General features: G+C 61.4%; 26 protein-coding genes and 1 tRNA gene. 11 read left to right on the forward strand and 16 right to left on the reverse strand.

Features of this window, described 5'->3' with window-relative positions; all coding sequences use genetic code 11:
* Positions 1 to 5: 5 nt before the first annotated feature.
* From HD842_RS14830 to HD842_RS14850, 5 genes are all read left to right on the forward strand, one after another.
* Complete coding sequence (locus tag HD842_RS14830) at positions 6 to 1,670, forward strand: methyl-accepting chemotaxis protein (protein WP_183555499.1); 1,665 nt, start codon at positions 6 to 8, stop codon at positions 1,668 to 1,670.
* Positions 1,667 to 2,947 (forward strand): HD-GYP domain-containing protein, encoded by a 1,281-nt coding sequence (locus tag HD842_RS14835; protein ID WP_183555500.1) that lies wholly within the window; start codon positions 1,667 to 1,669, stop codon positions 2,945 to 2,947. Before HD842_RS14830 ends, HD842_RS14835 begins: the two co-directional genes overlap by 4 nt.
* A gap of 127 nt (positions 2,948 to 3,074) precedes the next feature.
* Positions 3,075 to 3,614, forward strand: coding sequence for a serine acetyltransferase (locus HD842_RS14840; protein ID WP_183555501.1), 540 nt, complete (start codon positions 3,075 to 3,077; stop codon positions 3,612 to 3,614).
* 775 nt (positions 3,615 to 4,389) lie between these two features.
* Positions 4,390 to 4,989 carry a DUF4114 domain-containing protein gene (locus tag HD842_RS14845; RefSeq protein WP_183555927.1) on the forward strand — a complete coding sequence of 200 codons (600 nt, stop codon included), beginning with the start codon at positions 4,390 to 4,392 and terminating at the stop codon, positions 4,987 to 4,989.
* Between the two features lie 45 nt (positions 4,990 to 5,034).
* Entirely contained in the window at positions 5,035 to 5,238 is a 204-nt protein-coding gene (locus HD842_RS14850) for a hypothetical protein (protein WP_183555502.1), read from the forward strand.
* Positions 5,239 to 5,244: 6 nt separating this feature from the next.
* Here the strand turns inward: HD842_RS14850 and HD842_RS14855 are convergent.
* From HD842_RS14855 to HD842_RS14870, 4 genes are all read right to left on the reverse strand, one after another.
* Positions 5,245 to 5,321 (reverse strand) — tRNA-Pro (locus tag HD842_RS14855).
* 96 nt (positions 5,322 to 5,417) lie between these two features.
* Positions 5,418 to 7,304, reverse strand: coding sequence for an MFS transporter (locus tag HD842_RS14860; protein ID WP_183555503.1), 1,887 nt, complete (start codon positions 7,302 to 7,304; stop codon positions 5,418 to 5,420).
* A gap of 228 nt (positions 7,305 to 7,532) precedes the next feature.
* The gene (locus tag HD842_RS14865) at positions 7,533 to 8,852 is read right to left on the reverse strand and encodes a homoserine dehydrogenase (RefSeq protein WP_183555504.1); all 1,320 of its coding nucleotides are present in this window, start codon (positions 8,850 to 8,852) and stop codon (positions 7,533 to 7,535) included.
* 40 nt (positions 8,853 to 8,892) lie between these two features.
* Positions 8,893 to 10,116, reverse strand: a complete 1,224-nt coding sequence (locus HD842_RS14870) for a pyridoxal phosphate-dependent aminotransferase (protein WP_183555505.1) — start codon at positions 10,114 to 10,116, stop codon at positions 8,893 to 8,895.
* Between the two features lie 146 nt (positions 10,117 to 10,262).
* Here HD842_RS14870 and HD842_RS14875 point away from each other — a divergent pair, with 146 nt between their 5' ends.
* From HD842_RS14875 to HD842_RS14895, 5 genes are all read left to right on the forward strand, one after another.
* The gene (locus HD842_RS14875) at positions 10,263 to 10,643 is read left to right on the forward strand and encodes an Mth938-like domain-containing protein (protein ID WP_183555506.1); all 381 of its coding nucleotides are present in this window, start codon (positions 10,263 to 10,265) and stop codon (positions 10,641 to 10,643) included.
* 179 nt (positions 10,644 to 10,822) lie between these two features.
* Positions 10,823 to 11,290, forward strand: a complete 468-nt coding sequence (locus HD842_RS14880; RefSeq protein ID WP_258835144.1) for a redoxin domain-containing protein — start codon at positions 10,823 to 10,825, stop codon at positions 11,288 to 11,290.
* A 256-nt stretch (positions 11,291 to 11,546) separates the two neighbouring features.
* Complete coding sequence (locus HD842_RS14885) at positions 11,547 to 13,385, forward strand: PhoH family protein (RefSeq protein ID WP_183555507.1); 1,839 nt, start codon at positions 11,547 to 11,549, stop codon at positions 13,383 to 13,385.
* A gap of 169 nt (positions 13,386 to 13,554) precedes the next feature.
* Entirely contained in the window at positions 13,555 to 14,445 is an 891-nt protein-coding gene (locus HD842_RS14890; RefSeq protein WP_183555508.1) for an MBL fold metallo-hydrolase, read from the forward strand.
* A 115-nt stretch (positions 14,446 to 14,560) separates the two neighbouring features.
* Positions 14,561 to 14,821: a hypothetical protein gene (locus HD842_RS14895; protein WP_183555509.1), complete on the forward strand. Its 261-nt coding sequence runs from the start codon at positions 14,561 to 14,563 to the stop codon at positions 14,819 to 14,821.
* A 76-nt stretch (positions 14,822 to 14,897) separates the two neighbouring features.
* Here the strand turns inward: HD842_RS14895 and HD842_RS14900 are convergent, their stop codons facing one another.
* The 7 genes from HD842_RS14900 to rpsF form a co-directional block, all read right to left on the reverse strand.
* A complete protein-coding gene (locus HD842_RS14900; protein ID WP_183555510.1) occupies positions 14,898 to 15,908 on the reverse strand; it encodes an inorganic phosphate transporter in 1,011 nt (336 codons plus the stop codon).
* Positions 15,909 to 15,929: 21 nt separating this feature from the next.
* A complete protein-coding gene (locus tag HD842_RS14905) occupies positions 15,930 to 16,556 on the reverse strand; it encodes a DUF47 domain-containing protein (RefSeq protein WP_183555511.1) in 627 nt (208 codons plus the stop codon).
* A gap of 113 nt (positions 16,557 to 16,669) precedes the next feature.
* Complete coding sequence (locus tag HD842_RS14910) at positions 16,670 to 18,058, reverse strand: replicative DNA helicase (RefSeq protein ID WP_183555512.1); 1,389 nt, start codon at positions 18,056 to 18,058, stop codon at positions 16,670 to 16,672.
* 119 nt (positions 18,059 to 18,177) lie between these two features.
* Positions 18,178 to 18,630 carry a 50S ribosomal protein L9 gene (rplI, locus tag HD842_RS14915; RefSeq protein ID WP_183555513.1) on the reverse strand — a complete coding sequence of 151 codons (453 nt, stop codon included), beginning with the start codon at positions 18,628 to 18,630 and terminating at the stop codon, positions 18,178 to 18,180.
* A gap of 36 nt (positions 18,631 to 18,666) precedes the next feature.
* Positions 18,667 to 18,957: a 30S ribosomal protein S18 gene (gene rpsR, locus HD842_RS14920; protein WP_183555514.1), complete on the reverse strand. Its 291-nt coding sequence runs from the start codon at positions 18,955 to 18,957 to the stop codon at positions 18,667 to 18,669.
* Between the two features lie 28 nt (positions 18,958 to 18,985).
* Entirely contained in the window at positions 18,986 to 19,285 is a 300-nt protein-coding gene (priB, locus tag HD842_RS14925; RefSeq protein ID WP_258835148.1) for a primosomal replication protein N, read from the reverse strand.
* Between the two features lie 37 nt (positions 19,286 to 19,322).
* Positions 19,323 to 19,730, reverse strand: coding sequence for a 30S ribosomal protein S6 (gene rpsF, locus HD842_RS14930; protein WP_183555516.1), 408 nt, complete (start codon positions 19,728 to 19,730; stop codon positions 19,323 to 19,325).
* A 294-nt stretch (positions 19,731 to 20,024) separates the two neighbouring features.
* Between rpsF and lexA the strand changes: the two genes are divergently transcribed.
* A complete protein-coding gene (gene lexA / locus HD842_RS14935) occupies positions 20,025 to 20,654 on the forward strand; it encodes a transcriptional repressor LexA (RefSeq protein ID WP_183555517.1) in 630 nt (209 codons plus the stop codon).
* Between the two features lie 64 nt (positions 20,655 to 20,718).
* Here the strand turns inward: lexA and HD842_RS14940 are convergent, their stop codons facing one another.
* From HD842_RS14940 to HD842_RS14960, 5 genes are all read right to left on the reverse strand, one after another.
* Complete coding sequence (locus HD842_RS14940; protein WP_229424774.1) at positions 20,719 to 21,513, reverse strand: tetratricopeptide repeat protein; 795 nt, start codon at positions 21,511 to 21,513, stop codon at positions 20,719 to 20,721.
* Positions 21,514 to 21,598: 85 nt separating this feature from the next.
* On the reverse strand, positions 21,599 to 22,840 hold the full coding sequence (locus HD842_RS14945) for a cystathionine gamma-synthase family protein (protein WP_183555518.1): 1,242 nt from the start codon (positions 22,838 to 22,840) through the stop codon (positions 21,599 to 21,601).
* 2 nt (positions 22,841 to 22,842) lie between these two features.
* Complete coding sequence (purF, locus tag HD842_RS14950; RefSeq protein WP_183555519.1) at positions 22,843 to 24,363, reverse strand: amidophosphoribosyltransferase; 1,521 nt, start codon at positions 24,361 to 24,363, stop codon at positions 22,843 to 22,845.
* A 76-nt stretch (positions 24,364 to 24,439) separates the two neighbouring features.
* A complete protein-coding gene (locus HD842_RS14955; RefSeq protein ID WP_183555520.1) occupies positions 24,440 to 24,928 on the reverse strand; it encodes a CvpA family protein in 489 nt (162 codons plus the stop codon).
* Positions 24,929 to 24,941: 13 nt separating this feature from the next.
* Positions 24,942 to 25,955 (reverse strand): SPOR domain-containing protein, encoded by a 1,014-nt coding sequence (locus HD842_RS14960; protein ID WP_183555521.1) that lies wholly within the window; start codon positions 25,953 to 25,955, stop codon positions 24,942 to 24,944.

Genomic DNA, 25,955 nt, shown 5'->3' on the forward strand with positions numbered 1-25,955 from the left:
CTGTCATGCGCAATAATTTTCCGGTCACCGATGTCGAAATCGAACTGAGCGACACTGAAACGATCGTCTCGACCACGGATTTGCAAGGCAACATCACCTATGCAAACACGTACTTCATCGCCATCAGCGGCTACACCGAAGAAGAGCTGATCGGCGCGCCCCAGAACATCCTGCGCCATCCCGATATGCCGGTCGAGGCGTTTGCCGATATGTGGGCCACGATCCGCTCGGGCCGGTCCTGGACGGGCATGGTCAAGAACCGTTGCAAGAACGGCGACGCGTATTGGGTGATGGCCAACGCCACCCCGGTCATGGAAAACGGCAAGGCCGTCGGCTACATGTCGGTGCGCACGAAACCGACGCGCGCCCAGATCACGGCGGCCGCCGAACTGTATCGGAATCTCAAGGCCGGCACTGCAGGCAATATCCGCCTCGAACAAGGCATGGTGCGCGCGACCGGACTGCGCGGCCGACTGGCCGCCGCAACCAGGATGTCGCTGCGTCGCCGCATCACATTGAACGTGACGGGCCAGTGCGCGATGCTGATGTTACTGATGGGCTTCCACCTGTTTGACGGCGCAGTACGGTTCCCCTACCTGGAAACCCCGCTCGGCATCTTGACCGGCGCCGCCGGCGTGTCATTGCTGTACTTCTGGTACGCGCTGCACGCGACCCTGCTGCGTCCGATGGAAGTCGCGCGCCAGGCCTGCCAGACCATGGCCGGCGGCGACCTGAGCGTCGAATTCAGCAGCAACCGGCAGGATGAAATGGGCCAGCTGATGCGGGCCATGCACCAGTTGCGCGTCAACCTGCAATCCATCGTGGGCGATGTGCGCACCAACTTCCAGCAAATCAGCGTGGCGACTGCGGAGATCGCGACCGGCAATATGGACCTGTCGGGGCGCACCGAGTCCCAGGCCTCGGCGCTCGAAGAGACCGCGTCGAGCATGGAAGAGCTGGCGTCGACCGTCCAGCAGAACAGCGCCAGCGTCGGCCAGGCCAGCACCATGGCCGAAGCCGCCGACGGCACCGCCGTCAGCGGTGGCCTCATTGTCGGCGAAGTGATTGCCACCATGGACGAGATCTCGGAAGCATCGCGCAAGATCGGCGACATCATCGGCATCATCGAGAGCATCGCCTTCCAGACCAATATCCTGGCCCTGAACGCTGCCGTCGAAGCGGCCCGTGCCGGCGAAGAGGGGCGCGGGTTTGCCGTCGTCGCCAGCGAAGTGCGCAACCTGGCCCAGCGCAGCAACACCTCGGCGCAGGAGATCAAGCGGCTGATCGCCGCCTCGATCAGCAAGGTCGAAGCCGGCGCCGCCCTGGCCGTGCGTGCCGGCGAAACCACCCAGCAGGTGCAGGCCGCCGTGCGCAAGGTCAGCGGCCTGATGAACGAAATCGCCTCCGCCTCACGCGAACAGGTGGCGGGCATTGGCCAGGTCAACGACGCCGTCACGCAAATGGATGGCGTGACCCAGCAGAATGCCGCGCTGGTGGAGCAATCGGCCGCCGCTGCCGCCGCCCTGCAGGAACAGACGCTCAAGGTCGTCCAGGCGCTGGCCGTATTCAAGCTGGCCCGCAGTGCAGCGCCAGCGGCCATGCCGGCGACGCCGCCCCGCCGCTCTGCGGGCGTCAACCGCGCCGCCGCGCTGCAGCTGGCCCTGCCATGATCGGGAACGGTCGGCAAGCCCCGCCGGTCGCGCGTCCCGGTCTGAAGAAAGTCGCCGTCAAGCAGCTACGGCCAGGAATGTATGTGGAACAACTGTGCTGCTCGTGGATCGACACGCCGTTCTGGCAATCGTCGTTTCTGATCGAATCGGCGGCGCAACTCGAGCGCATCGCGACCAGTCGCGCCGCTGAAGCCTGGATCGACACCGAGCGCGGACTCGATGTCGATTCCGCGCCAGAGACGAGCGCCGCGGCGCCGGCCGCAGCGCGCGCCCCAGACGACACGGTGTTTCGCTTCCGCCCCGCCCCGCGCGCCACGATGGACGACGAACTCGGCCGCGCGGCAGTGCTGCTCGACCAGTCCAAGCGCGCCCTGTTCGACATGTTCAACGAGGCGCGCATGGGCTGCGCGGTCGAGGTGCGCGACGCCATGCCGATGGTCGAATCCATCGCCGCCTCGGTGCTGCGCAATCCGGGCGCGCTGATCGGCCTGGCGCGCCTGAAGACCGCCGACAACTATACCTACATGCATTCGGTGGCGGTCTGCGCCTTGATGATCGCGCTCGCGCGCCAGCTGGGTCTCGACGACCATCTCGCACGCGAACTGGGCCTGGCCGGACTGCTGCATGACGTTGGCAAAATGGCCGTCCCGGCCGAGGTGCTCAACAAACCGGGTAGCCTGACCGAGGACGAGTTTTGCGTCGTGCGCAGCCACCCGGCGCAGGGCCACGCCATGCTGCTGGCCTCGCCCGGTGTGGGCCCGGTCGCGCTGGAAGTGTGCCTGCACCATCACGAGCGCCCGGATGGTCGCGGCTATCCGCATCGCTTGTCGGGTGACGAGCTGGGCCTGTATGCGCGCATGGGCGCGGTCTGCGATGTGTATGACGCCATCACGTCGAACCGCCCCTACAAGGCGGGCTGGTGCCCGGCCGACTCGCTGCGGCGCATGGCCGAATGGGCCCGCGCCGGGCAATTCGACGAGGCCGTGTTTGCCGCCTTCGTCAAATGCCTCGGCATCTATCCCGTGGGCACGCTGGTACGCCTGCAATCGGGCCGCCTCGGCGTCGTCGCGGAACAGCCCTGCGGCAAATCGCTGCTGTTACCCAAGATCAAGGTGTTCTTCTCGACTCGCGCACGGGCGTATATCCGGCCAGAGCTGATCGATCTGGGGGCGCCGGGCGCGCGCGATGCGATTGTCGGATGCGAGAACGCTGCCGAGTGGGGTTTGCGCGATATTGACCGATACTGGCTTGGGGATGGCATCGCGAAGGCGCCGTGAACGGTGCCAAACCATATCAAGTGTACACAAACTGAAACAAGATTCCCGGCTGACATCATTCGATAGATTATCAGGAGTAATCATTAGTTATAATTTAACTAATACGAATAACGATGCTGGGGACGAAATGAATGATTGGCAATGTGATCTGGTTCGCTATGGCATGCGGCGACCGTTCCTGAAGGAACAGTCGATCTGGGCGGTCTGGCTGTATCGTCAAGGACGCCGCATCGACCTCCGCTCTGCAGGCCTCGGCAAAAAGTTTCAGACGACGCTGTACTGGCTGGCCTTTCGTGTCGTTGAAACGACGACGGGTGTCAGCCTGCCGAAATCTGCCAATATTGGTCCAGGCCTGCGGATCTGGCACTTCGGCAGTATTTTTATTCATCCCGATACGAAGATCGGCGCAAATTGTACGCTCCGCCAAGGGGTCACGATCGGTAACCGTCATGCCGATGGCCCCGTGCCCGTTCTTGGTGATGACGTCGAGATCGGCGCGTACGCGCAAATATTGGGTGGCGTCAAAATTGGCAACAACTGCCGCATCGGTGCCATGTCAGTCGTACTGACGGATATGCCGGATGGCAGTACTGCAGTGGGCGCGCCTGCGCGCCTGATTCTCCGGCCTCAAGCAGACGTCCCGGCCAAGCAAGCCATTGCGGCTTGAACGCGTGGGGTCAGATCCATGCATTCCTCGTGAAGTTCAATCCGCACTCGTCACGTGTAACGCGCATAAAAAACTGCACCGAGGCATTGGTTGTGCGGTGACGGACTGGGCCTGTACGTGCACATGAGCGCGCTCTGCGATGTGCACGAGCCATCACGTCGAGTCATCCCTGCAAGGCGGGCTTGTGCCCGGCCGATTCGCTGCGGCATGGCCAAATGGGCCCGCGTCGGGCAATTCAACGAGCCCGTGTTTGCTGGCTTCGTCAAATGTCTGGGCATTTATCCCGTGAACACGCTGGTAGGCCCGTAATCGGGTCGCCTCGACTTGTTCGCGGAACCGCCTTGCGGCAAATCACTGCTGCTGGCCTGGATCAAGGTATTTTACTCGCCCCGGGGCACGGGCTTGAACAGGAAGCGCACATGACTTATCGATGAGAATCGTCAGCCACCCTAGTGAAGATAAGTAGTGAGTGCAGCGGCCATGGTGAAAAACACTCGATACTATGCAGAAATATTATTCTGCAAAAAATAATTTCTACCCTTAAAATTAAATTTCCTAATATTACTTACCATGATGATCTGGAAAATTAAAAGATGCATAAAATTAACCATGATTCACCGAATGAAATAAATCTTCGTTAATCTTGTCGGTAAAATTTACACACCTACCCATTGGAAATGCGCTGTATTTACAACCCATTGTAAATTAAGGGTTTCATTGATATGGCCCAGTTATTGCATACTAAAAAAGCTCATCCAACAACAGGGGAACGGTAATGAAACACTTGTTTGCTAAACTGTCAGTGGCAGCTGCTTTGGTAACGTGCGGTATCGCTCAGGCAGCGCCAATCCCGTATTCACCGGCCGGTACGCAAAACGCCGCAGTGTATTCATTTATCGCGGCATCAACCGGCAGTGTAACGGGCTATTTTGTCGGCGGGCAAGGAGCAGCCTATACCAATGAAGTGTCCATGCTTGTCAATGGTGTAGCAACCGGTCTTTATGGACTGAATAATAAGACATCGGATTATGGTGATTCATTCAACTTCGGGTCTGTTGTCGCAGGAGACGTCCTGGTATTCGTTCTCAAGAATGTTCTACCAGGCGATGTTGGGCCGTGGTATTCCCAAACTAGCATGAATAGCGACTTTGTTAACCATGTGTATTCGTCTTTCTACGCTGGTGACGCAAATATGATCGCCGGGACCTACGTCGCGTTCGAAGATCTGAATAATGGGGGGGACTTTAACTACAATGACGTAAGTTTTGTTTTCGCCAATGTAGCGGAAGTTCCTGAGCCTGCATCCGTCGCCTTGCTCGGGCTCGGCTTACTGGGCCTTGGAACGAGCCGTCGCAAGAAACAGCGCAGTGTGTAAATAGCGCGTGTTACCTACCGTCTGGCGGCTGCGAATAGCGCTGTCATGATTTATTTCTTGAGGCTGCTCATCATCGAGCAGCCTTTTCCGTTTTGCCCAGCCTGGCTCATCATACTCACACCGGCTCGTCCTGCGCTGGCCGGCGCCAGCGCTGCGTCATGGCAGTCGCGTGATGCGCAAAAGTATTTGGCCGAGATAAAAGCTTCAGAAACGAAAAAGGCCAACCTTTCGGCTGGCCTGACTCGTTGATTCTATTGGTCGGGGCGAGAGGATTCGAACCTCCGACCCCGTGCACCCCATGCACGTACGCTACCAGGCTGCGCTACGCCCCGACTAGTCAATAATTATATCAGAGCCACAAAAAAAATCTTGCGCTTTTGCCATACCCAGCGAGGTATGGCCCGGCGCTGACCTCTACTTGTTTCCGCCTACTTCCACTCCCCACGCAACGTCATGACCTGCTGCTGCAGATATTCCGGCGTCGCCAGCTCCGGCGCCACTGGCGTGCCCACTGCCAGCGACAGTTGCGAGCGCATGCCGCGCGCGATGCGCCGGCCGAACAGATTGCCCTGGTCGCGCGTGAACCAGCTGCCCCACAGGCCACGCAGCGCCATTGGAATCACCGGCACCTTGTTGCGTTCGATGATCTTGGTGATGCCGCTTCGGAACTCGCTCATCTCGCCCGTCTTGGTCAGTCGCCCTTCCGGGAAGATGCAGACCAGCTCGCCGTCATGCAGCGCGTGGGCGATGTCGACGAAGGCCTTTTCCATCGTCCACGGGTCTTCCTTGGCCGGCGCGATCGGGATCGCATTGACCGCGCGGAAAATCCAGCGCAGGAACGGCGTCTTGAAGATGCGGTGGTCCATCACGAAGCGGATCGGGCGCGGGCTGGCCGCGTTGATGACGATCGCGTCGACATAGCTCACGTGATTGCAGACCAGCACCGCCGGGCCGTCGGCCGGGATGTGCGAGGTGTCGATCATGCGCACGCGGTAGACGGTGTGGATCAGGATCCAGGCCAGGAAGCGCATCAGGAATTCCGGCACCAGCGAGAAGATGTAGATCGCGACGACCACATTGAGCAGCGCCGTGGTCAGGAACAGTTCCGGAATCGTGAAGCCCTGCCCCAGCAGCAGGATCGCCACGCCGGCCGAGGCCACCATGAAGACGGCATTCAGGATGTTCATGCCAGCGATCGTGCGCGAGACGTGTTTCTGATCGCAGCGCGTCTGGATCAGCGCAAACAGCGGCACGATGAAGAGGCCTCCGAACACGCCGATCATTACCAGGTCGAACAGGATGCGCAAGGCGCCCGGCTGGCCCAGCAGTGCCAGCCAGTCGACGATCGCCGTGCCCGCCGTGAAGCCCGAGCTGGCGAAATACAGGTCGATGCCAAATACCGACAGGCCAATCGAGCCGAACGGCACCAGGCCGATCTCGACCTTGTGGCCCGACAGGCGTTCGCACAGCAGCGAGCCGGCGCCGATGCCGAGCGAGAACACGGTCAGCAGTAGCACGAACACGCTATGGTCGCCGCGCAGGTAATCCTTGGAAAACACGGGGAACTGGGCCAGCAGCAGTGCGCCGTAGAACCAGAACCACGAGTTGCCCAGCATCGACAGGAACACGGTGCGGTTCTTGCGCGAGAACGCCAGATTGCGCCACGATTCGGCAATGATGTTGCGGCTGATGCGCAGCTCGGGCACCGGTGCCGGCGATGGCGGGATGCGCCAGCTGGCCAGCAGGCCCAGCACGGCAAACAGCACCGTGGCGCCAGCCACCAGCATGATGCCGTTCGGCCGGCCAACCAGCACCGCGCCGGCCACCTCGCCCAGCAGGATGCCGACGAACGTCCCCATCTCGACGACGCCATTGCCGCCAACCAGCTCATCGGGCTTCAGATTCTGTGGCAGGTAGGCGTATTTGACGGGCCCGAACAGCGTCGAGTGCATGCCCATGCCGATCACGGCCGCAATCAAGAGCCACAGATTGTGCGTCATCCAGCCGAGACCGGCCACCAGCATGATCGCGATCTCGGCGATCTTGACGATGCGCGCGAGCCGGGCCTTGTCGAACTTGTCGGCCAGCTGGCCGGCCGTGGCCGAGAACACCACGTACGGCAGGATGAACAGGCCGGGGATCAGGTTGTTGATGAGCGACGGGTCGAGCGTCGTCCAGTTCAGCGCGTCGTAGGTCATCACGACCAGGAGTGCCGTCTTGAACAGATTGTCGTTGAACGCGCCCAGGAACTGGGTCCAGAAAAAGGGGGCGAAACGGCGCTGGGTCAGCAGGGAGAATTGGCTCGGTTGGCGCATGCTGGAGGGCTCGGGTGACTAGGATGCCGTAATGTACAACGGCAAGCACGGCCGAACAAAGCATGTTTCTCATATTCATGCTTGCGTATTCGCATCTGATACCGAAGGTCGTGACCGGCGATACGAAACAGCCTGGAAGAATCATGCAGCACTACTCACGCGGCACTACCCGATCTGCATGATGCAGGTGACCCCAAGCCTAGCGGTCACCCGATGGTGCTGCGCTGCTTAGCCCAGCGACTCCAGGCGAATCCGCGTGACCTTGCCGATCACGGCCGGCATTGCTTCGATCCTGGCAATCGCCGCATCGATGCTCTTCTCCTGCGTCTGGTGCGTGAGCATGATGATGTCGATATCGGTCTGGTTGCCCGGCTCTTTCTGCAGCACGGCGTCGATCGAGATATTGCCGTCGGCCAGGATGCGCGTCAGGTCGGCCATCACGCCCAGCTGGTCCTGCACGTGCACGCGCAGGTAGTAGCTGGTCGTGATGTCGGCCATCGGCATGATCGCCACGTCGCTCATCTGGTTCGGCTGGAACGCCAGGTGCGGCACGCGGCCGGACGGGTCCACGGTGGCCAGGCGCGTCACGTCGACCAGGTCGGCGATCACGGCCGATGCGGTCGGTTCTGCGCCAGCGCCCTTGCCGTAATACAGCGTAACGCCCAGGGCATCGGCATGCACCAGCACGGCGTTCATCGCGCCCTCGACATTGGCGATCAGGCGCGCGGCCGGGATCAGGGTCGGGTGCACGCGCAGCTCGATGCCTTCGCCAGCGGCAGTCGTCGTGCGGCGGGTGATGCCCAGCAGCTTGATGCGGTAGCCCAGTTGTTCGGCGTAGCGGATGTCCACTGCCTGCAACTGGCTGATGCCTTCCACGTAGGCCTTGTCGAATTGCACCGGGATGCCGAAGGCGATCGCCGACATGATCGTCAGCTTGTGCGCGGCATCGACGCCTTCGATGTCGAAGGTCGGATCGGCCTCGGCGTAGCCAAGCGCCTGTGCCTGCGCCAGCACGGTGGCAAAGTCCAGGCCCTTGTCGCGCATCTCGGACAGGATGAAGTTGGTGGTGCCGTTGATGATGCCGGCCACCGATTCGATGCGGTTGGCAGTCAGGCCTTCGCGCAGCGCCTTGATGATCGGGATGCCGCCGGCCACGGCCGCCTCGAAGGCGACGATCACGCCCTTCTCTTGGGCGGCGGCGAAAATCTCGTTGCCGTGCAGCGCCACCAGCGCCTTGTTGGCGGTGACCACATGCTTGCCGTTGGCAATGGCTTGCAGCACCAGTTCGCGCGACAGCTCGTAACCGCCGATCAGCTCGACGACGATGTCGATATCGGGATGGTTCACCACAGCGAACGGGTCGCTGACGACTTGCACGCCATCACCGGTGACGCTGCGCGCGCGCTCGGTATTGCGCGCGGCGACCATCGTTACCTCGATGCCGCGGCCGGCGCGGCGGCGGATGTCTTCCTGGTTGCGCTTGAGTACATTAAAGGTACCGGCACCAACGGTGCCGATGCCCAGCAGGCCAACTTGAATCGGTTTCATAAAATCTGTTTCTCGTGAGGTCTGGGCGCGACGCGCTGGATCAGGCGTGGCGCCGTCGGTAACCGTCGAGGAAGCGCGCAATGCGTCCGCAAGCGTCGGTCAGGTCGTCGGAATTAGGCAGGAACACCAGCCGGAAATGGTCCGGGGCAATCCAGTTGAAGCCGGTGCCTTGCACCAGCAGCACTTTTTCCTCGGTCAGCAGTTCGCAAATGAACTGCTGGTCGTCCGTGATCGGGTACATCTTCGGATCGAGGCGCGGGAACATGTAGAGCGCAGCTTTTGGCTTCACGCAGGACACGCCCGGTATATCGGTAAGCAATTTGTAGGCGAGATCGCGCTGCCGGAGCAGGCGCCCGCCCGGGCCCACCAGGTCGTTGATGCTCTGGTGGCCGCCCAGCGCGGTCTGGATCGCGAACTGGCCCGGCGCGTTGGCGCACAGGCGCATCGAGGCCAGCATGTTCAGGCCATCGATATAACCCTTGGCATGGCGCTTCTCGCCCGAGACCACCATCCAGCCGGCGCGGTAGCCGCACGACCGGTAGTTCTTCGACAGGCCGTTCAGCGTGACGAACAGCACGTCGTCGGCCAGCGACGCCATCGAGACGTGCTCGGCCATGTCGTACAGCGTCTTGTCGTAGATTTCGTCGGCGTAGATGATCAGCTGGTGCTGGCGCGCCAGTTCGATGATCTCGAGCAGCACTTCGCGCGGATACAGGGCGCCGGTCGGGTTGTTCGGGTTGATGACGACGATGGCGCGCGTGTTCGGCGTGATCTTGCTGCGCATGTCGGCGATGTCGGGCATCCAGCCGGCGCCTTCGTCGCAGATGTAGTGGCGCGGCGCGCCGCCGGCCAGGCTGACGGCGGCAGTCCACAGTGGATAGTCGGGCGCCGGCACCAGCACCTCGTCGCCATTGTTCAGCAAACCCTGCATCGACATGACGATCAGTTCCGACGCCCCGTTGCCCAGGTAGATGTCGTCGATCGTCACGCCGGTGATATTTTTCTCTTGCGTGTAGTGCATGATCGCCTTGCGCGGCGCAAACATGCCTTTGGAGTCCGTATAGCCGGCCGCGCCGTGCATATTGCGGATCATGTCGCTGACGATCTCGTCCGGCGCATCGAAGCCGAACACGGCAAGGTTGCCGATATTGAGCTTGATGATCTTCTGGCCGTCTTCTTCCATCTGGCGCGCCTGCTCCAGGGCCGGTCCGCGGATCTCGTAGCAGACGTCGTCGAGCTTGTTCGATTTGGCAATCGGTCGCACAGTATCCCCTGGAAAATCGCCTGCACTGTTGCAGTGCGCAAAAATACCATTCTGCCCAAAGCGCACGGTTTAGGCAACCTTGCCGATCCGGTTACAATGGGCATCCGCACAGTCACCGCTTACCAGCGTCCACTTCGCCTATCGCCATGAAGCTCCATTCCGACAATACCCAGCAATACCAGACCGTTACCGGCGTCGACGCCAGCGGCGTCGAGATCAATGCCCAGCGTTACGACTACAGCCTGACGCTGCTGCCCGAGGTCCCGCCGCGCCCGTGGAACGTGACCGATTTCGACCAGCTCACTGCCGCCCACTTCGAGGAACTGGCGCAGGATGCGCCGGACGTCGTGATCCTTGGCACCGGTGCGCGCCAGCGCTTCGTGCATCCGCGCCTGGTCACCAGCCTGTCGAGCCGGCACATCGGCGTGGAAAGCATGGACAACGGCGCCGCCTGCCGCACCTACAACGTGCTGATGGGCGAAGGCCGCAAGGTCACGCTGGCCCTGATCCTCGAACGCACCGCCTGAATCGCGACAACAGCGGTTCAACAGGGCTGCAAACGTTTCAATCGGGGTAAATATTGCGATTCTGCCCACAAGAGTACTAGCGGCGGATAGCACCGACGGATTATCATGAGGTGCCGCTCCCCGCCATGGCGCGCCGGGAGGGTCACCTGCAGCTGCGCTGCGACCGTCAGGAGAAACCCGTGGCCGAGAGCCAACTTGCAACCTTTGCCCCCTTCACCGCCCCGATGACGGGCGAGAAACCGTTCGAACTGCTCGGCCGTCCCGCCAAGTACACGGTGCTGTACTTTTATCCCAAGGACAATACCCCTGGCTGCACCACCGAGAGCATCGCCTTTCGTGAAGCCTATCCCGAGTTCCAGGCACTGGGCGCCGACATCTACGGCTTGTCCCGCGATTCGCTGCGCTCGCATGAAAACTTCAAATCCAAGCTCGGCCTGCCGTTCGAGCTGATCTCGGACGCCGATGAAGCCGTGTGCACGCAGTTCGACGTCATGAAGATGAAGAACATGTATGGCAAGAAAGTACGGGGGGTCGAGCGCAGTACGTTTGTCATTGACGCTCAAGGCCGATTGGTGAAAGAATGGCGTGGCGTGAAGGTCAGTGACCATGTGACTGAAGTGCTGGAATTTCTGAAGAGCCAGCCCTGACAATGGATGGCTCCAGTTTGTTCAACCTGCTGGATCGCTGCCACTTATTTTGAGTCGACCTGTAATTCAACCTGTCCTGCACCTGCACTATTCCCACCCGGTTGCCCGCCGGGCCGGCGCATTTCCCGGCTCGGCCGTGTTGCAACACTTCAACCGCAATTCCCCTTATCCCTGTTTAGTCGCGTCATCTCGTGCGCCAGCGCCATGTGGCCCGCGCGCGCACGGTCTTCCAGACTTTTTTTAGATTGAGAACCTGATGCCACTGCCAAAAATACCGAATGAGCCAGCAACCATGCTGCTGGTCAAAGATTATCCCAAGGCCGAACCCGGTCGTTCGCCAGTGCGTTCGATCTCGGCCAAGCCAGATCCTGAAGTCGATGACCTGATCAGCGGTCAAGCCGTGCCGACGCCGAAGTCGCGCGCACGCCGCAAGGCGCAAGACACCCTCGCCGCCGCGCAAGCACCTGTGCGTGCTGCGCCGGTTGCCGAAGCCAAGCCGCAGGCTGCTCCCGAAGTTGCACCAAAAGCTGCACCCCAAGCTGCACCCCAGGCTGCACCTCAGGCACCGAACGTTGCCCCGATCTCGGCCAAGCTACGCGAGCAGGATGCCGAACAGCTGCATTCCGCCAAGCAGAAGCCCGTGGAAGCGCCAGTCAAGTCGTCCACCAGCCGCAAGGCCGACCGTTCGGGCCTGACCAAGGTGTTCGTGCTCGACACCAACGTGCTGATGCATGACCCAAGCTCGCTGTTCCGTTTCGAGGAACACGACGTCTATCTGCCAATGATGACGCTCGAGGAACTCGACAACCACAAGAAGGGCATGTCCGAAGTGGCGCGCAATGCACGTCAGGTGTCGCGCACACTCGACGCGCTGATCGCCAACGTCGACGACGACGCGATCGAGTCCGGCATTCCGCTGTCCAAGCTGGGCAACAAGGATGCCAAGGGTCGCCTGCTGTTCCAGACCCGCCTGACGAGCGCGCCGCTGCCGGAAGGCCTGCCTGAAGGCAAAGCCGACAACCAGATCCTGGGCGTCGTGCGCGCACTCGAGCAGCAGCAAGCGGGCCGCGCGATCGTGCTGGTGTCGAAAGACATCAATATGCGCATCAAGGCGCGCGCGATCGGCTTGCCGGCTGAAGACTACTTCAACGACCACGTGCTGGAAGACAGCGACCTGCTGTACTCGGGCATCGTCCAGCTGCCGGACAATTTCTGGGACACGCACGGCAAGGACGTCGAATCGTGGCAGGAAAACAAGAACGGCAACTCGGCGACCTATTACCGCGTGACCGGTCCGCTGATCCCGACCCTCCTGGCGAACCAGTTCGTGTACATGGAGCCGAAGGATGGCCAGTCGCCGCTGTACGCCCAGGTCAAGCAGATCGACGGCAAGACCGCCGTGCTGCAGACCCTGCGCGACTATAGCCACAACAAGAACAATGTGTGGGGCATCACGGCGCGCAACCGCGAGCAGAACTTCGCACTGAACCTGTTGATGAATCCGGAGTGCGACTTCGTCACGCTGCTGGGTCAGGCCGGTACCGGCAAGACCCTGCTGGCCCTGGCCGCCGGCCTGGCGCAAGTGCTCGAAACCAAGCTCTACAACGAGATCATCGTCACCCGCGTGACGGTGCCGGTCGGTGAAGACATCGGTTTCCTGCCAGGCACCGAGGAAGAGAAAATGTCGCCATGGATGGGTGCCTTCGACGACAACCTCGAAGTGCTGATGAAGTCCGACGGCGATGCCGGTGACTGGGGCCGCGCGGCAACGCAGGACCTGATCCGCTCGCGCATCAAGATCAAGTCGCTCAACTTCATGCGCGGCCGCACCTTCGTCAACAAGTTCCTCATCATCGACGAAGCGCAGAACCTGACGCCCAAGCAGATGAAGACGCTGGTCACGCGCGCCGGTCCTGGCACCAAGATCCTGTGCCTGGGTAATATCGCGCAGATCGACACGCCGTATCTCACCGAAGGCTCGAGCGGCCTGACCTATGTGGTCGACCGTTTCAAGGGCTGGAACCACGGTGGCCACGTCACGCTGGCACGCGGCGAACGCTCGCGCCTGGCCGACCACGCCAGCGACGTGCTGTAACAAGTTTTGCCGCCTGCCTCGTGCAGGCGCAGTCCCGCAACGCCCGCCCTCACCGGCGGGCGTTTTTTTTGGCGCAGCATTTTCGGGTCACCGCGGCTCCAATGATGACAAACCAGCTATGATCGAAGCTATATAGAATTGTCCCGAGATCACTGGCAGGAAACGCATCATGAAATTTCGTTTTTGGGGAGTCCGCGGGTCGATTCCGTCCCCGGGGCCGCGCACGGCGCGCTACGGCGGCAACACGACCTGCATCGAAGTGCGCACCGATGACGACACGCTGATCGTGCTCGATGGCGGCACCGGCCTGTTCCCGCTGGCCCAGCACCTGCTGGCCCGCCCGCCCGTGCACGCCAATATCTTCATCACGCACAGCCACTGGGATCACATCCATGGCCTGCCCTTTTTCACGCCGCTGTTCGTCAAGGGCAGCCGCGTGCGCCTGCACGGTGCGCACGATCCGGTCACGGGCAAAGGCATCGAACACGTGATGGGCGTGCAGCTGCAAAACAGCTATTTCCCGGTCGGCGAAACGGACATGAGCGCCACCATCGAGTACTGCACGCTGACGATCGGTGCGCCACTCGCGCTCGGCGACGCGCTGGTCGCGAACGTGGTGACGAACCACCCGGTCACCAATCTCGGCTACCGCATCGACTGCAACGGCAAGTCGGTGTTCTTCACGGGCGACCACGAGCCCTGGTACAACCCGCATCCGGTCGGGCATCCCCGGCACGCGGTGGCCGAGACGCAGATGCGCGAGGCCGAACGTCGCATGGACGCCGTGATGGCGGGCGTGGACGCGCTGATCGTGGATTGCTCGTACACGCGCGACGAATACCCGTCCAAGCGGGGCTGGGGCCATGGCACCTTCGACGGCGCCATCGCGATGGCGCTGCGGGTTGGCGCACGCACGCTGTACTGCACGCACCACGAACCGACCCGCGGCGACGATGAGCTCGAGGCGGCCTTTGCCGACGTAATGGCGCGCCACGCCGGCTGCCTGGGCGAGCTACAGGTACTGCTGGCCTGTGAAGGCCTCGCCGTCGACCTCGGCTAGCCGACGTCACGCATACACTCACCTGTCAATTCTGTCAGGATAGCGCGCGCTCGTTCGGGCGTAGAATGATGTGCGGCTGTCAATACCGAACAGCCATTCTACCGAGCCTGCCACCATGACCTTTCCGCTGACATCACTCCTCACCTCGTGCGCTGCCGCCCTGTTGCTGGCGGCCTGCACCAGCCCTGCCCCTACCACCCCTGCCCCTGACGGCGCAAAGACGGCGAGCGTGCGCGAAGAACGCACCACCCCGATCGGCACGTACCTGCCCCGCAAGAAAGGCCAGACGGCCAACAACGCCGGCACCGTCAGCGAAGTCGAGCGCGAGAACATGAAAAATTCCAGCGTCGGCACGGGCGCGATGACGCAGAACTGACGCGGCACTGAGGTGCAGCATTCGCAAACAGAAAACGGCGCCCAGGGCGCCGTTTTCAATGGTGATCAAGCCACGATTACATAATCTTGGTGCCGATCCACCAGGCCACCGCCGCCATGAAGGCCGATGCGGGAATCGTGAAGATCCATGCCCACACGATATTGCCCGCCACGCCCCAGCGCACGGCCGAGGTCTTGCGCGCAGCGCCCACGCCGACGATGGCGCCGGTGATCGTGTGCGTCGTCGACACCGGAATCCCGAACGCGCTCGACAGCAGCAGCGTGACCGCGCCGCCGGTTTCGGCGCAGAAACCGCCGACCGGCTTGAGCTTGGTGATCTTCTGGCCCATGGTCTTGACGATGCGCCAGCCGCCGAACAGCGTGCCGAACGCGATCGCCGCGTAGCACGAGATGATCACCCAGGCCGGTGGATATTCGGCCGTCGCGCTCGTATAACCGGCGGCGATCAGGAGCATCCAGATGATGCCCATCGTCTTTTGCGCGTCGTTGCCGCCGTGGCCCAGGGAATACGCCGCCGCCGACACCAGCTGGAGTTTACGGAACAGGTTGTCGACCTTTCTGGGTGTGGACTTGACGAAGATCCAGGCCACCATCAGCATGATGATCGAGCCCAGCACAAAGCCCAGCAGTGGTGCGACGACGATGAACGCCACGGTCTTGATCAGGCCACCCGAGATCAGCGAGCCGGTGCCCGCTTTCGCCACGGCCGCGCCCACCAGGCCGCCGATCAGCGCGTGCGACGACGACGAGGGAATGCCGTAGTACCAGGTGATGACGTTCCACGAGATCGCCCCGACCAGCGCGCCAAAGATCACGTAATGGTCGACCACGTGTGGATCGATCGTGCCCTTCCCGATGGTTTGGGCGACCTTCATATTGACCACGAAGATCGCGATGAAGTTGAAAAATGCCGCCATTGCGACGGCGTGCTGGGGTTTCAGGACCCCGGTCGAGACCACGGTGGCAATCGAGTTTGCCGAATCGTGAAAACCGTTCATGAAGTCGAATACCAGTGCCAGGAGCACGAGCATTCCCAGCACGTAGATGCTGATGTTGAGATTATCCATGGTTATGCAGGTCTGCGACGCTTACGCGTTCTCGACGATGATGCCTTCGATGATGTTGGCCACGTCTTCGCAGCGATCGGTGACCGTCTCGAGGATCTCGTAGATGGCCTTCATCTTGATCAGGTTGCGCACGTCCGGCTCGTCGCGGAACAGCTTGGACATCGCCGCGCGCATCACGTGGTCGGCGTCCGATTCCAGGCGGTCGATCTCTTCGCACAGCGCGACCATCTTGGCGGCATTGTCCATATTGTGCAGCAGCGAGACGGCTTCCTGCACCTTCAGGCAGCAGGCCAGGCACAGCTCGGCCAGGCGTTTGGCTTCCGGCGTCACGGCTTGCAGGTCGTACAGCGAAATCGTCTGGGCCGCGTCTTCCATCATGTCCAGGATGTCGTCCATGCGCGTGATCAGCTTGTGGATGTCGTCGCGGTCGATCGGCGTGATGAAGCTCTTGTGCAGCAGGTCCACCGTGGCATAGGTGATCTTGTCAGCCTGCTTTTCAATCGTCTCGATCGCATGGGTGCGGGTTTCGAGATCGTCGAAATTGGTCATCAGGCTGACCATTTCCTGCGCCCCTTTGACGCACAAGGCGGCGTGCTGATTGAAAAGATCGAAAAACTTGCCCTCGGTGGGCATGAAACGTCCAAACATAGATTCTCCGTATTGACTCTCTGGGATTACGCGGTCGCGCCGGGAATGCGGCCACGCGTAAAGGCGGCCATTAAAACATCAATGGCCGCCTTGGTGTTACTACAAATGGTTATTTAGTCACCCTGATACACAGACAGGTTACCGCTGTAATTGCCGAACTTGGTGTACTGACCGATCCAGGTCAGGCGGATGGCGCCAATCGGGCCGTTACGCTGCTTGCCGATAATGATTTCGGCCGTGCCCTTGTCGGGCGAATCGGGGTTATAGACCTCGTCGCGGTACAGGAAGATGATGACGTCGGCATCCTGCTCGATTGCGCCGGATTCGCGCAAGTCGGACATCACGGGGCGCTTGTTCGGCCGCTGCTCCAGCGAGCGGTTCAGCTGCGACAGCGCCACCACCGGACACTGCAGCTCCTTGGCCAGGCCCTTGAGCGAACGTGAAATTTCCGAGATTTCAGCCGTGCGGTTGTCGCCCGGCTGACTACCCTGCATCAGCTGCAGGTAGTCGACGATGATCAGGCCCAGCTTGCCGCACTGGCGCGCCAGGCGCCGCGCACGCGCCCGCATCTCGATCGGGTTCAGCGCCGGGGTTTCGTCGATGTACAGCTGGGCGTCGTTCATCTTCTGGATGGCGTGCGTCAGGCGCGGCCAATCCTCGTCGTTCAGGCGGCCCGTACGCAGGCGGTGCTGGTCGAGCTGGCCGACCGAACCCAGCATACGCATCGCCAGCTGGGTGCCGCCCATCTCCATCGAGAAGATCGCGACCGGCAGACCAGCTTCAATGGCAACGTTCTCGCCGATATTGACCGAGAACGCCGTCTTGCCCATCGACGGACGGCCGGCCACGATGACGAGGTCGCCCGGCTGCAGGCCCGATGTCATGCGGTCGAGGTCGATGAAGCCGGTTGGCACACCCGTGATTTCACCTTGGTTCTCGCGGCTGTAGAGCTCGTCGATACGCTCGACGACCTGCGTGAGCAGCGGCTGGATCGGATTCCAGCCCTGCTGGCCGCGCGAGCCGGATTCGGCGATGGCAAAGATCTTGGACTCGGCTTCGTCGAGCATCTGCTTGACTTCCTTGCCCTGCGGATTGAACGCATTGCCCGAGATTTCATCGGCCACGGTAATCAGCTTGCGCAGGATGCCGCGGTCGCGCACGATCTCGGCGTAGCGCCGGATATTCGCGGCGGACGGCGTGTTCTGCGCCATCGCGTTCAGGTATTGCAGGCCGCCCACGTCATCGGCCTTGCCGAGCTGGTTGCAGGCTTCGTAGACAGTGATCACGTCGGCGGGTTTGCCGCCGTTGATCAGGCGCACCATCTGTTCGAAGATGATGCGATGGTCGTAACGGTAGAAGTCTTCCGCGTTCATGAAGTCGGCGATACGGTCCCACGCGGCGTTATCGCGCAGCAGGCCGCCAATGACGGATTGCTCGGCTTCGATGGAGTGCGGGGGGATGCGCAGGGCGTCGAGTTGCGGATCTGGAGATGCTGCGTTCATGGGCGGGATTATACCTTTTCCAGTCCTGTGACTGACATGGTTGGAAAGCCAAAAAGCAAAAAAGCCGGGCGAACCCGGCTTTTTCAGAACTGCGTGCTCAGCACATGTACAGCGTGTGCTTAGGCAGCTTCGCCCACAACAGCGACGGTGATTTCCGACACGACGTCGGTGTGCAGAGCGACTGCAACCGGGAATTCGCCGGTGGTTTTCAAAGGGCCGGTCGGCAGGCGTACTTGCGACTTCTCGACAGCGAAACCTTGCTTGGTCAGCGCTTCGGCGATGTCGAAGTTGGTAACCGAACCGAACAGACGGCCATCAACGCCGGCCTTCTGGCCGATGGTGACGGTCATGCCGCTCAGCTTGTCGCCTTCTGCCTGGGCAGCCGACAACTTTTCAGCTGCTGCTTTTTCCAGTTCAGCGCGCTTGGCTTCGAACTCGGCAACGGCGCCGGCGGTAGCGCGGCGGGCCATTTTTTGTGGAATCAGGAAGTTACGTGCGTAACCGTCCTTGACCTTGACGACGTCGCCCAGGTTGCCGACGTTGACTACTTTTTCCAACAGAATGATTTGCATAGTGATCTCCAGATGTCTGACTGTCGTGACCGACGATTAACCGTGGTGCAGGTCGGTGTACGGCAGCAGCGCAAGGTAGCGTGCGCGCTTGATCGCGGTGTCGACCTGACGCTGATAGTGCGCCTTGGTGCCGGTCAGACGTGCTGGCATGATCTTGCCGTTTTCCTGGACGAAGTCCTTCAGGGTGTCGACGTCCTTGTAGTCCACCTGCTCAACGCCAGCGGCGGTGAAGCGGCAGAATTTCTTGCGCTTGAACAGCGGGTTTTGCTGTTTGCGCTTCTCTTTGAGTTTCGCTTTGTTTTTGTCGAACTTTTTACCGAATGCCATTTGAGGCTCCTGTATCTAAATTGCCGGGTTAAGCGGCACTGAAATCAATGATGTGAAACACCAGGGCTTTGCTGTTGCGATTTTTCCGTGCAAGAAATCCGTTGAACCTGTAGCTGGCGCCCAATTCGGCGCTGGCAAACCTGCCCGAAATCTCGCCCGCGGCGAACGCGGGGACTTCGAACGCGACCGACCTTTCGACTCCGGCCTCTTCCTGCTGCGATTCGTGCATCAGGACGGCTGAAACGATTGGCACACCGGCCGGGGTGTAACGCAGTACGTCGCGCTCGGCGATGGTCGCCATGAGCTGGAGGTGGTTTGCGTTATGCACCCGGTGTTACTGGTTACTACGAATAACTGGGAAAAACTTAAGCAGCAGCAGGCGCTGGCGCAGCGGCTGGAGCGGCTGCTGGCGCAGCGGCTTCGGCACGGTGGCTCTTGGCTGCGTCTTCGCGCTGCACCGATTTCATCATCGGCGACGGTGCGGTTTCAGCTTTTTTCAGCTTGACGGTCAGGTGACGCAGAACCGCATCATTGAACTTGAATGCAGTTTCCAGCTCGACCAGGGTCTCGTTGTCGCATTCGATGTTCAGGCAGATGTAGTGTGCTTTTGGCAGCTTCTGGATCTGGTACGCCATCTGGCGGCGGCCCCAGTCTTCAACGCGATGGATGTTACCGCCGCGGCTGGTCACCGTGGTCTTGTAACGCTCGATCATCGCCGGGACTTGTTCGCTCTGGTCCGGATGGACGATAAAAACGATTTCATAATGACGCATGCATTACTCCTTGAGGACGTTTAACAAATGCCCACCTCGGCGTCAAGACGAGTGTGGGAAGGGAAAGCCGGCAATTATAACCTGAATATCGGTGACTTGGAAAGCCCCGATGATGCGTTATCGCCTCGATTGACCCCGCATTTGGCATATCTGACTCGACAATTCCACGGTTTTGACGGCTGTTTGCACTCTGAATCGCGATTTTCGCGATATTTTTTGCGTTTCCCCTTGCGCGCGCGAGAATACTGTACAAAAATACAGGTTACATACATAACCGGTTGCTGTAACACATTTATGCTAAAGCTCACTGCACGGCAAGAACAGATCCTGAACCTGATCAAGGAAGCGATCGAGAACACCGGTTTCCCCCCAACCCGGGCTGAAATCGCTTCTGAATTGGGTTTCCGCTCGGCCAATGCGGCTGAAGAACATCTGCAAGCACTGGCGCGCAAGGGCGCCATCGAAATTTCGCCGGGCACGTCGCGCGGCATCCGTTTGATCGGCGCAAGCGTCGAGGCGATTCCGATGCCGCCACCGTCGTTCATGTCGCTGCCGCTGGTCGGGCGCGTCGCGGCGGGTAATCCGATCCTGGCGCAAGAGCACGTCGAAGCCACCTACAATGTCGACGCGGCCATGTTCGCGGCGCGGCCCGATTTTCTGCTGAAGGTCAAAGGCTGGTCGATGCGCGATGCCGGCATCATGGATGGTGACTTTTTGGCGGTCAAGAAAATCGACAGCGCCAAGAACGGGCAGATCGTTGTTGCGCGCCTGGGCGACGAAGTCACGGTCAAGCGCTATCGCAAGACGGGCGATCTGGTCGAACTGCTGCCGGAGAACCCCGACTTCGACATCATTGCCGTCTCGCCAGACGAAGAATTCGCGCTCGAAGGCCTGGCTGTCGGCCTGATGCGTAGCTGGAACTGATGTAACGGCGCCGGCCTCCCCGGCCGGCGCTTGCTTTACCCGGCCTTGCCCTACCCGGCATTGCTTAGTTCGACGCCTTCTTCACCACGGCATTGTGCTGGTTGATAAATGCCTCGGTCGCATTGCGCCACGCTGCAAAATCCGCCAGGATCATCTTTGAATTAACCTTCGCGCCTTCCGCGATATTCTGCCGCACCTGTTCCAGGTAGGCTGCCGAGGCGTCCGCCTCTTGCTTGTTCATCAGCTTGGCAATATCAGCCGGAATCTTCTTGGTCAGCGGCGACTGCGCGTTCAAATTCGTCACCATCTTGTTGTAGCAATCCTGCCAGCCAGTCACGAGCTTGTTGACGCGATCGATCTCGTCATTCACCTTCGACACGGCCGGAATGCGCGGCGACGGGCAGCGGTATTCGCCCGACTGCAGCTCGGCGCCGTCGTAGCCCTTGATCCAATAGTCGATCTCGGCGCGCTTCGTGACACGCTCTTCCATGACGACCAGCGATTGGGCCGCGACCTTGTTGCCTTTGGCCGCTGACTTCTCGAACAATGCCTTGGCCGCCGCCTCATCGACGGTGCCCGCTTCGCCATACCAGTACATCTGGCCCAGCTGCTGCTGTGCTTGCGGGTTGCCGGCATTGGCGAGCTTGGTATACAGCTTGAGCGCGCCCGCGTAATCCTTCTTTTCGAACAGCGCGTTGGCGTCTTCCAGCTCGCCCGCATAGGCGGTGCTGGCAATAGTCAGAGAAAGGCAGAGCAGGAAACGTTTCATGGGCATCCGAAGAAAATGACAAGCTGACGATGGGGCATCATAGCCCCCTTTTACAGCGGGACTCAACCGTAAAAATGACAAGGCCGGCATCGCGCCGGCCTTCTTTGCATGGCTTTACGCCTCGCGGTAACGCCGCGCGGTAACGCCATGCGGTAACGCCGGGCTTTACACCGCCTTACGCGTCCAGCGCCTGGCGGAAGTCTTCGACCAGGTCGTCGGTATCCTCGATGCCCACCGACACGCGGATCAGGGACTCGGCGATGCCCATGCTGGCGCGGCGCTCGGCGCCCATTTCGAAGAAGATCGTGTGCGCTACCGGGATGACCAGCGTGCGGTTATCACCCAGGTTCGAGGCAGGAATCGCCAGCTGCAGGCGGTTGAGGTAATCGAATGGATCGATGGACTCGTGCAGCTCAAAGCTGAGTAGCGAACCACCGGCGCGAAACAGCGACGCAACGATGTCATGCTGTGGATGCGACGCCAGGCCAGGATAGTGCACCTTCGCTACGCGCTCGTCCGCCTCGAGCATCGTGGCCAACGCCAGTGCATTGGCGCAGGTGCGGGTCATGCGCAGGGCCAGTGTCTCGGCGCCAACAGCGATGTGATGCGCCGCTTCCGGTCCGAGCGACGCGCCAAAGTCGCGCAGCGCTTTCGCGCGCAACTGTGCCATGCCCTGGGCGTGCGCCGGCTGCTTGCGAAAGTTCGGTGCGATGTTCGGATACGCGCTCCAGTCGAACAGACCGGTATCGGTCAGCGCGCCGCCCAGCGCGATACCATGGCCACCAATCGACTTGGTCAGCGAATTGACGACCAGCCCGGCGCCCACGCTCTTCGGGCGGAACAGCCATGGCGACGTCATCGTGTTGTCGACCACGTACAGGATGCCCCGCTCACGGCACAGCTCGCCAATACGGGCCAGGTCCGCCACTTGCGTGCGCGGATTGGCGATCGTCTCGACAAACACCATGCGCGTGTTCGGCGTCAAGGCTGCTTCGACCTGCGCCACGTCGGTGGCATCGACAAAGGCGACATCGACGCCCTGCCCCGCCACCGTCTGCCACAAGCTGTTGGTGTTACCGAACAGGAAGCTCGACGAGACGATGGCGTCGCCTGCCTTGAGCAGCGCCTGGAACAGCGCGCCGATAGCCGCCATGCCGGTGCCGAAGCACAGCGTGGCGACGCCATCTTCCATCTTGCTGACCTTGTCCTCGAGCGCGCTGATGGTTGGATTGCCCTGGCGACCATAACGGAAGCCCGGCTCCTTGCCCTGGAACACGGACGCCAGCTGACGCGCATCCGTGTAGCCGAACGCGACCGACGTGTGGATCGGCTTGTGCAGCGAACCGTGCTCGATCGGCTTGTGCCGGTCGTTGTGCAGGATCGTCGTGGTAAAGCCGTAGGTCTTTTTCTCGCTCATGCTTACTCGGCTGGAACAGCAGGGTTTAGATTCAGTTGGGTACGGACCTGGTCTTCATCCTTGGCGGCAGGATTGTGACGCGCGGTTTCCTGGCGATCGAGGTATTCCGGGGTCACGTCGCCCGTCACGTAGATGCCATCGAAGCACGATGCCTCGAAGTTCTTTAGTGCCGGATTGACGTCCGAAATCGAACGCTTGAGGGCGTCGATGTCCTGGTAGATCACGCGGTCGGCCGTGATCTCGCGGCAGACTTCTTCGGTCGTGCGGCCGTAGGCGATCAGCTCGTCGCGGGTCGGCATGTCGATGCCGTACACGTTCGGGTACAGCACCGGTGGCGCGGCCGAGGCGAAGTACACCTTGCGCGCGCCGGCTTCACGGGCCATCTGCACGATCTCGCGGCTGGTGGTGCCGCGCACGATCGAGTCGTCGACCAGCAGCACATTCTTGTCCTTGAACTCGGAAATGATGGCGTTGAGCTTCTGGCGCACCGACTTCTTGCGCATGCCCTGACCCGGCATGATGAAGGTGCGGCCGATGTAGCGGTTCTTGATGAAGCCTTCGCGGTATTCCACGCCCAGTTTCAGTGCCAGCTGGATCGCGGCCGGACGCGACGAATCGGGAATCGGCATGACAACGTCGATGTCTTCGACCGGGATTTCACTGAGGACCTTGTCAGCCAGGTATTCACCCATGCGCAGGCGCGTGGCGTAGACCGAGGCGCCGTCGATCACCGAGTCCGGACGGGCCAGGTAGACGAATTCGAACGCGCACGGATTGAGCGACGGATTCTCGGCGCACTGGCGCTCGGACAACTTGCCGTCGTTGGTGATGAAGACCGCTTCGCCCGGCGCGATGTCGCGCATAAAGCGGAAGCCCAGGCCCTCGAGGGCGACCGACTCGCTGGCCACCAGGTATTCGTTGCCGTTTTCGGTTTCGTTCACGCCCAGGCACAGCGGACGGATACCGAACGGATCGCGGAAGGCCAGCATGCCATGGCCGGCGATCTGCGCAACGACGGCGTAGGCGCCACGCACGCGGCGGTGCACGACAGCGACGGCCTTGAAGATCGCGTCGGCGTCGAGCGAGAAGCCATCGGCGGCTTCCTGGATTTCGTGGGCCAGCACGTTGAGCAGCACCTCGGAATCGGAATCGGTGTTGATATGACGGCGGTCGTTGCGGAACAGCTCATCCCTGAGCTGGGCCTGGTTGGTCAGGTTGCCGTTGTGCGCCAGCGTGATGCCGAATGGCGCGTTGACGTAGAACGGTTGCGCTTCCTCTTCGCTCGACGAACCTGCGGTCGGATAGCGGCAGTGGCCGATTCCGGTGTTGCCCTGCAGCGAACGCATGTTCCGGGTACGGAAAACGTCACGTACCAGGCCGTTGGCCTTGAACATCGAGAACATGCTGCTGTGATTGGTCGCAATGCCCGCAGCGTCCTGGCCGCGGTGCTGCAGCAGCAGCAATGCATCGTACAGAAGCTGGTTGACGGGAGACTGCGAAACGACGCCGACGATGCCACACATGAGGTGCTCCTAAAAGCTTGGGTGCAAAATGACAGAAAACTGCGAATACAGCAAATACTGGTCTGGTAATACGGATTCAGTAATTAATATGCTCCGCGAAGGCAGCGGGCAAGAATGGTTTGACGGTGCGCGCGCCGGTTTCGGCAATGGGTGACAACAGCGCCTCGCGCCAGAACGCCTGCTGCGGGATTGCCGTCATCCCGCACAATATGACGCCGGCAAGCACGATCACAATGCCCCGCGCCAGGCCGAACAGGCCGCCTAGGCCCCGGTCCGCCAGCGACAGGCCGGTGGCGGCAACCACCGCACCGATTGCCATCGACAGCAGGCCCATCAGGATTCGTACGCCCAGGAACAGCACGATGAAGGCCGCCATCAGGCGCGCGGACCCGCCCGGAATGACCTCGGGCAGCAAGGGTGCGAGCTGGGCGCCGTAGACATTGGCCACCACGAAGGCGACCACCCAGCCCACCAGCGACAGGATTTCCTTCACCAGGCCGCGCAGCGTGCTGATCACGACGGAGGCGATCAGCACGAACAGCACCAGGTAATCGAACATCGTCACGCGGCAGCGAGGATCAGAGCGGCACCATCGAGCCGGACAGACCGATGCCGCTCAGTTTGGCGCGCACTTTCTCTGCTTCTTCCTTGCTGAACGGGCCGACCCGCACGCGGATCAGTTCGCCAGACTTCTGGGTGAACGAGGCCACGCCGGCAGCGCGCAGGCGGCTTTGCAGCTCGGTGACTTTTTCCTGGCTGGCCAGCGCGGCAACCTGTACCACGAAGCGCGGCGCCGGGCCTTCGGCCTTGACCGTTTTCGGCTCAGGCTTGGCGGCCGGCTTGTCTTCGAGAATCGCGATGGCGCGGGCGGCGTCGTCCGGACGGGCCGGCTTGGTGACGTGCTCGGCTTTCGGATGCGACTCGGCGGCTTTCTCGGCGACCTTGACCGGCTTTTTCTCTGGCTCGGGCTTTTTTTCGGGCTCTGGCTTGCGCTCGGCCTTGACGGGTTCAGGCTTCGTCACCGGCTTGGCTTCGGGTTCGGCCTTTGGCTTGGTTTCAGGCTTCGGCTTGACGGTCTCGACTGGCTTGACGGTCTCGACTGGCTTGGCTGGCTCGAGCATGCGCATCGGTGGCACCTCGCTGGCCACTGGCGCTGCGGCCACGGCGACCGGCGGCGTGCGCGTGCCGGCCGGCGGCGCCGGGACGGGCTCGATGATCTCTTCGTCGCTGTCGACGCTTGCTGTTGGCGCGACCTGCTCGGACGGCACCGGCAGCGGCGCAGCCTTGTCCTTGTCGGGGATGTGGATCGCGATGTCGGTGGCCAGCGGCTTGGGCTCGGAATCGAGCAGCATCGGCAGAGCCACGACGGCGGCCAGGACCAGCGCAATGGCGCCGACCAGGCGGCGGCGCGCGCGTTTTTTCTCGGGCAGGATCGGATCGCCACGGCTCGAGCGGCGACCGCCCTCACCGGCCGAGCTGGCGCGCTTGGAGCGTGCGCGCTCGGTGTAGGCGGCCTCGTCGTCCTTGACGAAGTGACCGCTGTCGCGAACAGTTTCTTGCTTGTTTTTAGTGCCGAACGAGAACAAGCCCAT

It is taken from the genome of Massilia aurea (assembly GCF_014200505.1).
GTDB classification, from domain to species: domain Bacteria; phylum Pseudomonadota; class Gammaproteobacteria; order Burkholderiales; family Burkholderiaceae_D; genus Telluria; species Telluria aurea_B.